This is a genomic window from Plebeiibacterium sediminum (assembly GCF_026013605.1).
Classification (GTDB): Bacteria; Bacteroidota; Bacteroidia; order Bacteroidales; family Marinilabiliaceae; genus Saccharicrinis; species Saccharicrinis sediminus.
Genome location: NZ_JAPDPJ010000054.1, coordinates 34,141 through 42,430 on the forward strand (window position 1 = coordinate 34,141; position 8,290 = coordinate 42,430).

At 34.1% G+C, this 8,290-nt stretch carries 8 protein-coding genes; 6 read left to right on the top strand and 2 right to left on the bottom strand.

Annotated features, from left to right (window positions below):
- The first annotated feature begins 459 nt into the window (after nucleotides 1-459).
- On the top strand, nucleotides 460-2,616 hold the full coding sequence (gene fusA2 / locus OM075_RS18550) for an elongation factor G2 (protein ID WP_301192039.1): 2,157 nt from the start codon (nucleotides 460-462) through the stop codon (nucleotides 2,614-2,616).
- A 66-nt stretch (nucleotides 2,617-2,682) separates the two neighbouring features.
- Here fusA2 and OM075_RS18555 read toward each other — a convergent pair whose 3' ends face one another.
- Entirely contained in the window at nucleotides 2,683-3,948 is a 1,266-nt protein-coding gene (locus tag OM075_RS18555; RefSeq protein WP_301192040.1) for a T9SS type B sorting domain-containing protein, read from the bottom strand.
- 421 nt (nucleotides 3,949-4,369) lie between these two features.
- Between OM075_RS18555 and OM075_RS18560 the strand changes: the two genes are divergently transcribed.
- From OM075_RS18560 to OM075_RS18580, 5 genes are all read left to right on the top strand, one after another.
- Nucleotides 4,370-4,498 (top strand): hypothetical protein, encoded by a 129-nt coding sequence (locus tag OM075_RS18560; protein WP_301192041.1) that lies wholly within the window; start codon nucleotides 4,370-4,372, stop codon nucleotides 4,496-4,498.
- Nucleotides 4,499-4,502: 4 nt separating this feature from the next.
- Nucleotides 4,503-4,973 carry a UCP033725 family protein gene (locus OM075_RS18565; RefSeq protein ID WP_301192042.1) on the top strand — a complete coding sequence of 157 codons (471 nt, stop codon included), beginning with the start codon at nucleotides 4,503-4,505 and terminating at the stop codon, nucleotides 4,971-4,973.
- Nucleotides 4,974-5,411: 438 nt separating this feature from the next.
- Nucleotides 5,412-6,035, top strand: a complete 624-nt coding sequence (locus OM075_RS18570) for an REP-associated tyrosine transposase (protein WP_301192043.1) — start codon at nucleotides 5,412-5,414, stop codon at nucleotides 6,033-6,035.
- Nucleotides 6,036-6,272: 237 nt separating this feature from the next.
- Nucleotides 6,273-7,013, top strand: coding sequence for a hypothetical protein (locus OM075_RS18575; RefSeq protein WP_301192044.1), 741 nt, complete (start codon nucleotides 6,273-6,275; stop codon nucleotides 7,011-7,013).
- Between the two features lie 363 nt (nucleotides 7,014-7,376).
- Nucleotides 7,377-7,859, top strand: a complete 483-nt coding sequence (locus OM075_RS18580; RefSeq protein WP_301192045.1) for a hypothetical protein — start codon at nucleotides 7,377-7,379, stop codon at nucleotides 7,857-7,859.
- Nucleotides 7,860-7,868: 9 nt separating this feature from the next.
- On the opposite strand, the gene OM075_RS18585 is transcribed toward OM075_RS18580, so the two are convergent.
- Entirely contained in the window at nucleotides 7,869-8,117 is a 249-nt protein-coding gene (locus tag OM075_RS18585; protein WP_301192046.1) for a hypothetical protein, read from the bottom strand.
- Between the last annotated feature and the right edge of the window lie 173 nt (nucleotides 8,118-8,290).

Consider the following 8,290-nt stretch of genomic DNA (forward strand, 5'->3'; position numbering starts at 1 on the left):
GTGTTGTGTTAAGGTTAATAGCGGTGATCCATGTTATACCATTAGTCCTTTCGGTTATCTGTTGCACTAAAAATCATTCAAACCAGGCATATGAAAACACCAAAATGCGACTAGTGCATCAAGGCTCAAATTACGACTTAATACGGACACTATCAATAAGGGAAATGAAAAAACTGAAGATTCGATAAAATTTTGAATTGGGTTGAAAAACTTTGCAGAACCAATGAACTTTAACGTCAGATTACTTGGTTCTTATCTAAATATTGCTAATTTTGAAGACAATCCCTGGAGATGAATACTTTGGTAACAAATATTGATCTCTTCATCCCTTAATTTATTAACATGGTCATCTCCGAAATTTAAATATTCATGCATTTACAGTGATTATAAAGCCTGGAACGTTGGGCTGTACTTTAATGTTGAAATTTGATTGTTAAGAGGACCGCAAATTTAAGTTTTATGAAGGTATATCAAGCAAATCAAATTAAGAACATAGCCCTACTTGGTAGTGCTGGCTCGGGTAAAACCACCCTCGCCGAGGCTATGTTACTTGAGGGTGGTGTTATTGACCGCAGAGGCAATATCGACAACAATAGTACAGTGTCTGATTATCACAAGGTGGAGCATGAGTATGGTTACTCAGTTTTTTCATCAGTTATGTATACCGAATGGCTGGAAAAGAAAATCAATTTTATTGATTGTCCCGGTTCTGACGACTTTATTACAGGAGCTGTAACTTCTTTAAATGTAACAGATACAGCTTTGATGTTATTAAATACGACTCAAGGTGTTGAAGTAGGAACACAAAATCTCTTTAGATATACCGAACAATATAAGAAGCCGGTTATTTTTATAGCAAACCAGCTTGATCACGAAAAATCAAATTTTGAACAGACTATTGAGCAGGCCGTTGAAAGTTTTGGAAGTAAAGTAGTTATTGTACAATACCCAGTAAGTGTAGGAGAAGGTTTTAATGCGCTTGTAGATGTATTAAAAATGAAGATGTATCAGTGGGGACCAAATGGAGGAAAACCTGAAATTTTAGATATCCCTGCAGATCAAAAGGAGAGAGCTGATGAACTGCATAACGCATTGGTTGAAGCTGCTGCTGAAAATGATGAAGATTTAATGGAACTTTTCTTTGACAAAGGAACATTGGATGAAGATCAGATGAGATCAGGAATGAAAAAAGGACTTATTGCCCGCGATTTATTTCCAGTATTCTGTGTTTCTGCAATTAAAGATATGGGTGTAAGGCGCCTGATGGAGTTTTTAGGAAATATTGTTCCATTTGTGTCTGAAATGCCAAAACCTATTACTAAAGATGCAGAAGAAGTTAGCTGTTCATCAGAAGGACCTGCATCAATATTTGTATTTAAAACCAGTATAGAGCCTCACTTAGGCGAAGTGTCGTTCTTTAAAGTAATGTCGGGTAAAGTGGCAGAAGGAATGGATCTGGTTAATATGACCAAAGGTGCTAAAGAAAGATTATCACAGCTATATTGTGTGGCAGGTAGTAACAGAACTAAAATTAGTGAACTGGTTGCCGGAGATATTGGTGCTACAGTTAAACTGAAAGAAACAAAAACAAATGATACCTTAAATGATAAGGGTTGTAATTATGTATTTGAGCCTATTCATTATCCGGACTATAAGTTCAGAACTGCCATCAGACCAATAAATGAACATGATGATGAAAAATTAGGTGAAGTATTACAACGTATGCATGAGGAGGACCCGACTCTTATTATTGAATATTCTAAGGAGTTAAAACAAATTATTGTGTACGGACAAGGGGAGTTTCATTTGAATACAATGAAATGGCGTATTGAGAATAACGATAAATTGGCTGTTGTTTTTGATCGTCCAAAAATTCCTTATCGCGAAACAATAACCAGAGCGGCAAGAGCAGATTACCGACATAAAAAGCAATCAGGAGGTTCAGGTCAGTTTGGAGAAGTTCATATGGTTATTGAGCCATACGAAGAAGGGATGCCAGATCCAACATCTTATAAATTCAATGGTCAGGAATTTAAGATGAATGTTAGGGGAACAGAAACAGTGAAGCTTCCTTGGGGAGGTAAACTTATTTTCCATAATTGTATTGTGGGTGGAGCTATTGATGCACGCTTTTTACCAGCTATTTTAAAAGGTATTATGGAAAAAATGGAAGAAGGTCCATTGACAGGTTCATATGCCCGTGATATCAGAGTTTGTGTTTATGATGGTAAAATGCATGCGGTAGACTCAAATGAAATTTCATTTAAACTGGCAGGAAGGAATGCATTTAGCACTGCTTTTAGAGAGGCTGGACCAAAAATTCTTGAGCCTGTTTATGATGTTGAAGTAAAAGTTCCTTCGGACAGGATGGGAGATGTGATGAGTGACTTACAAGGTCGCCGTGCATTAATTGAAGGAATGAATAGTGAAAAAGGATTTGAGGTAATTAAGGCTAAAGTTCCATTAAAAGAAATGGATAAATATTCTACGTCGTTAAGTTCAATAACTGGGGGTAGAGCAATGTTTACTTTAAAATTTGCAAAATACGATATTGTGCCACATGATGTTCAGGAACAACTTCTTGCTGATTACCAGAAAGAGTTAGCGGAGGTATAATATTCCTCTAGTGAATTGTTGATGATTAATCCGGTATTTGTTTTCTGATACCGGATTTTTTATGGGTTATTTTTTTCCTCTGATTAAATGTAATGGTCCTTTTTTCTCTAATGTTTCACCTTCATTAAATCCTTTGGCTTCTATGTAGTAAAAATAGACTCCTTCAGAGGCTTCTCTTCCGCTAATTTTGCCATCCCAACCTTCGGCCGGATTTGTGGTAGTAAAAACCTTTCTTCCCCAACGATTTACGATTACCATTTTAAAGCTTTTAATAGATCGATAAACTACTACAAATTCATCATTGATACCATCACCGTTAGGTGTAAAAACGTTTGGAGCCTCAAGTTTTATTTCTATTACTTCTAAAGGTGTATCAATTTCTTTAATATTCGAGCATCCACTAAAAATGTTAGAAACAGTGAGTGTAATATTGTAAGTTCCAATTTCTTCAAAGGTAAAGTTGGTGTTGGGCTCTAAATGTGGAGCATAGGTGTAAGCTTCATCATCTCCGAATGCATTTTTAATAAAGTTCCATTCGTAATCAGTAATAGTGCCTAATGACTCACTTTCAAAGGCAACAGACATAGGTGCAGATCCTTTATAATTAAGTTCTTGAAGTTCGTTATAGTTTTCTCTGTCCGTTGGTGTAAATGAGAATGCAGCTGAAACAGCTATAGCTTCAATATCTATTGTTGCTGTTGTTGTAGCAGCTCCATTAAATGCACTCAGATTAACTGTGTAACTTGTATTTTCATAAGGAGAAGTAATTTCAGGAATGGCTTCTGTTGAGCCATCAATTTCTCCGGCTGGCAAGGATTCCCATTGATACGAGTATGAATAATCTAATGTAATAGGGGATCCATTTGTGAAATTATAATATGTAAGCGTTTTAACTTGGGGAATTACAGCAAGGTCAAGATTTATACAATCAAAAGTTGTGGTTTCTATTTCAGCTGAAATTATTTCAGGTTGAAATACCCAACAGAAAAATTCATCAGTTGAGGTAGTGTTGTTTCTAACAACCCTGTAACCGGTTTCTAGTAATGAAGTTGTTAAAGTAGGATTATTGCTACTTTGAATTTGGTTCCAACCTGTTCCAGAGTATGTATACCAGGTATAGGTACTTTCAGGCAAAGTGCTTACACTTAAAGAACCGCTTGATAAATCTGAAAAAAGAAAAATGGGGGCACCAGAATTTGAAGTAGCCTGATCAGTATTACCATTTGCAATAATTTGAGCATTGGTATTAATAGCAACAACACTCAATAAAAAAAGTATGATATATTTATAAATAATCTTCATAATAAGAAATTCCTGTTTATTAGAATTCAAAGATATTTATTTTAAACGGTTTTGGTAAAAATAAATTGTAATGTAGGGTGGATTATGTGTTTTGTGATTAAATACCGGATTGCAATTATTGCGTTAAGAGAGTGCAGAGTCAAGTTTACTTTAACTATGCTGAGCGTTGCAATAATAAGGAACTAAATCCTGGCCATTCTTCCCAAAAGTTATATTGTTTTAAGTTGAGATAATTTATCATATTTACATGATGTTAATTTCACGGATTACGCTATGCTAAATTTTCGCGAACGGGGATTATAATTCTATTGATAATACTTTTACACCATCAAATGCAAAGTATAAACTCCGTTTCACAACAGATGAAACAAGTAAAATTGGTTTACCTAGTGCAACAAAATATCCCAATACTGGTCATGGTTTCACTGCGGGTAGTAATGGTGTTTTAGGTGTGCCTGAATTGCAAGTAAGTGGTGGAGCACAATTTAAAAGAGCGGCCATTTATGAAACTCTTGATGATGGTACAGAAAGGTTAGTTGGTGTATTTGATGCGAAACATGAAATATTTATAAAATATTAATAGTATGATAGAATTAAGGTTGCGATATTCATATGCGGAATATAAAGGTAAGTTGTATGGTTATAGTACAGATTACAAAACATTAGTGAGTCATGATATTGAGGATGTGAATTTAGGATTTGTTCCAGAGTATATACAAGGTCATGAATATTATACAAAAGTTGTTAGAAAGAAAAGAATAGATAGTGCATTTAAAATAGAAACATGGGGTGAAATTGACGGCTATTCAATGCGAATTTGGAATTTGATTGATGGTAAGTATACACTTGAGCCAATAACGGCTGAAGAGGCAGAGCATTTTGGAGTTGGATTTGCAGAACCAGGTAGATATCATGCCGTTTTTAAAGAGTTAGATGAAATAAATAGTATTTGGGAAGTTAGAAAACCCATTGAAGGCTTTCCATTTAATACTGATGAGATTGTGTATTTGAAGAAAGATGGGATATGGATAGAAGAGAATTGTAGTGGGTTATAGTCGCCCCCCTGTAGGCTCGGATATATCACGTTTGTTAGGCGGAAATTTTTTCCATGCAATGTGCGTGCTGTAAATCATATATAGGGGTTTGGATTGAATGATTTTATCACTTGAGATAAGAACTAAGGATTTGTAATCCGGATGATAATATATTTTACCCGGATTGCAATTATTGCGTTAAGAGAGTGCAGAGTCAAGTTTACTTGAACTATGTTGAGCGTTGCAATAATAAGGAACTAAATCCTGGCCACTCTTCCCCAAAGTTATATTGTTTTAAGTTGATATAATTTATCATATTTACATGATGCAAATTTCACGGATTACGCTGCACTAAATCCGCGCGAACGGGGAGCAAGCTATAAATCATATACAGGGATTTTGGAATGAATGATTCTATCTCTTATGCAAAAGGGTAAGGATTTATAATCTGGTCAATTAATGAAAATATATTTTGCTATTTTTATCAGATATAACAATCAACCCCATAGCCCTATGTCCGATAAATACAAAATATTCGATAATCAAGCAGCTTACTTTGTTACCATGACCACAGTAGGCTGGATAGATGTTTTTACTCGCAAGAACCATAAAATGCTCATTGTTGAATCGCTAAAATATTGTCAGCATAATAAAGGTTTAGAAATATATGGATGGGTTCTGATGGGTAGCCATTTGCATATGATTTGTTCTGCAGCAGAAGGATATGCGTTAACAGATATATTAAGAGATTTTAAAAAACATACTTCAAAGAGGATAGTAAAGCAGATAAAAGAAGAACCAGAAAGCCGCAGAGAGTGGATGCTTGATCTATTTCAAAAATATTGTGAGCATTTAAAAAGGGATCAGACTTATAAAGTTTGGCAAGATGGTAATCATGCAGAAGTGATTTATAGCAATCAATTCTTTGATCAGAAATTAAATTATATACATCAAAATCCTGTTGAAGATATGATTGTAGCTAATGCTGAAGATTACCTGTATAGTTCAGCAAGAAATTATGCTGAGTTACCTTATTTACTTGATGTTATTTTGGAAACACAGAAATTGGTTACTTATAATTAGTAGATAAACCCGGATTGCAAATCCTACCAACTAATCAAAAATGATAGATAGTTTTTAATTGAAATAAATTATCATATTTACATGATGTAAATTTCACGGATTACGCTGCGCTAAATCCGCGAGAACGGGGGGCAAATGCTAAGGATATTTTTGGAAAACTCAATGAGACAAATATTCTTGAAAACGCAAATCTGGAAAAGACATTAAATATTGAAACTAAAAAACTTAATATAGATTATGAGCTATAAAATGTATATTGAACCTAAGATGGTGGAATTGGCTAAAGAATTTGGTTTTAAGTATCTTAAGTCAAAAAGAGAGGGCTTCAAAAAGAATAAGGAAGTTGGTTTGCGTTTTATACTTATGAATGGAACTTTGGGTGTTTCAATCGGACTTTATATTGAAAATATATTGATAACTGATTTTGTAGAAAAAATTGCAGAACGAGATTACACAGTAAAAGGAAGGTTGATTAGGATTCTTTTGGATAATGCCTTCTCTTCAGATTTAGACTTAACATATATGGGGCAAATAGAATTGTCATATAAAACATATGATGTTGCTCCTGTGAAATTTGAGAAATTGTTCCGTGAGTTTGTTATTCCGTGGTTCGAAAAAAACGGTAGTTATAAAGGTATAAGACGAACAATACGAGATAATGCTGCTACTGGTGCATTATGGAAACCTGTTTTTAACAACAAAGAAATCACATCTTATTTTCATTGGGATAAATTTGCGATAGGATTTTACCACGATGTTGTTTTAAGTAAAATACTTAATGATACACCTGCATCTGCTAATGATATCTACGAGCAGTATTGGGCGCAACCTATTATTGATTTTTTAGATACATGGGATGAGAAAGATCAGAAGTATTATAAAGACTATCCGGATATTATTAAAGCCAAAGATCAAATTCCTGTAGTTATAGAAAAGCTCGAGTCCATAACAGATGAGGAATGGGAAAAATTTAGATAAATTTCCTACCCCGTAGGCTCCGATATATCACGGTTGTTAGCGCGGAAATTCTTTCCGTGCAATGTACGTGCTGTAAATCATATACAGTGGTTTGGATTGAATGATTTTATCACTTGAGATAAGAACTAAGGTTTTGTAATCCGGATGATAATATATTTTATCCGGATTGCAATTATTGCGTTAAGAGAGAGCAGAGTCAAGTTTACTTGAACTATGCCGAGCGTTGCAATAATAAGGAACTAAATCCTGGCAACTATTGTAAAGAGTTATATTGTTTTAAGTTGAGATAATTTATCATATTTACATGATGTAAATTTCACTGGTTACGATATGCTAAATTTCGAGATAGCTAGTAAATAGTTTATGATAGTTAGGATTATTATATTGATTCTTTTTGTTTCAAATGTGTGTTTAAGTCAAAATCTCACTTCACAGTCATGTTCAACAAATCTCATTAAGATTACCTTGTATATTAATGGAGAAAAAGAGCAAATAATTAATGCTTTTTCAATAAGTATGGGTGATTCATTGGGTCAAAGCTTTAAGCCACCTATTAAAGGTGAATTTGTTGATGTTAGTAGTATTTCAAATGTAGTAGATTGGTATAGGGTGGTTATGGTGTATGATAAATATGAAGTTAGTGTTTATGTTCCTACTAATATGTTTTTGTCAGAAGGTGATACAATATCCAATGAGGAAGTTTTGTGGGAATGGTATATTACAAAAAATAAATCTAATGATATAGTGCCTTTAAAGTGTTTATTTTTATTATCACTTATCGATTCTGAAATTGAGCTTAGTATACCCGCACAGTGTAATTTACTCCCCAATAGTTGTGGAAATTAAAATCACCTATTACACTCTTTGTAAGGAATTAAACCAATCTTGTAACTCAAAACGCCATCCGTGTAAGGTTTTGACCCAACCTTGTAAGTCAAAATGCCATCCTTGTAAGATTTTGGCCCAACCTTGTAAGTCAAAACGCCATCCTTGTAAGGTTTTGACCCAACCTTGTAAGTCAAAATGCCAACCTTGTAAGATTTTGACCCAATCTTGTAAGTCAAAACGCCATCCTTGTAGGTATTTAACCCAAAATTGTAACAAAAAATGTCATTCTTGTAAGCTATGAAGCCAACATTATAAGATTTATAGCCATTTTATATAGTAAAATCATAAATTCTTGGGGTATGTTCAAAATTCTGTGTCAGAGTTTGTTTATATGTTCATTTCTTTTTTGAAATCAATATCAAAAGCTTTGAAGGCCAAGTAAAGATTCA

Coding starts and splice junctions, on each gene's coding strand:
- OM075_RS18580 (WP_301192045.1), top strand. CDS start 7,377: ATGATAGTTAGGATTATTATATTGATTCTTTTTGTTTCAAATGTGTGT.
- fusA2 (WP_301192039.1), top strand. CDS start 460: ATGAAGGTATATCAAGCAAATCAAATTAAGAACATAGCCCTACTTGGT.
- OM075_RS18575 (WP_301192044.1), top strand. CDS start 6,273: ATGAGCTATAAAATGTATATTGAACCTAAGATGGTGGAATTGGCTAAA.
- OM075_RS18570 (WP_301192043.1), top strand. CDS start 5,412: ATGAAAATATATTTTGCTATTTTTATCAGATATAACAATCAACCCCAT.
- OM075_RS18565 (WP_301192042.1), top strand. CDS start 4,503: ATGATAGAATTAAGGTTGCGATATTCATATGCGGAATATAAAGGTAAG.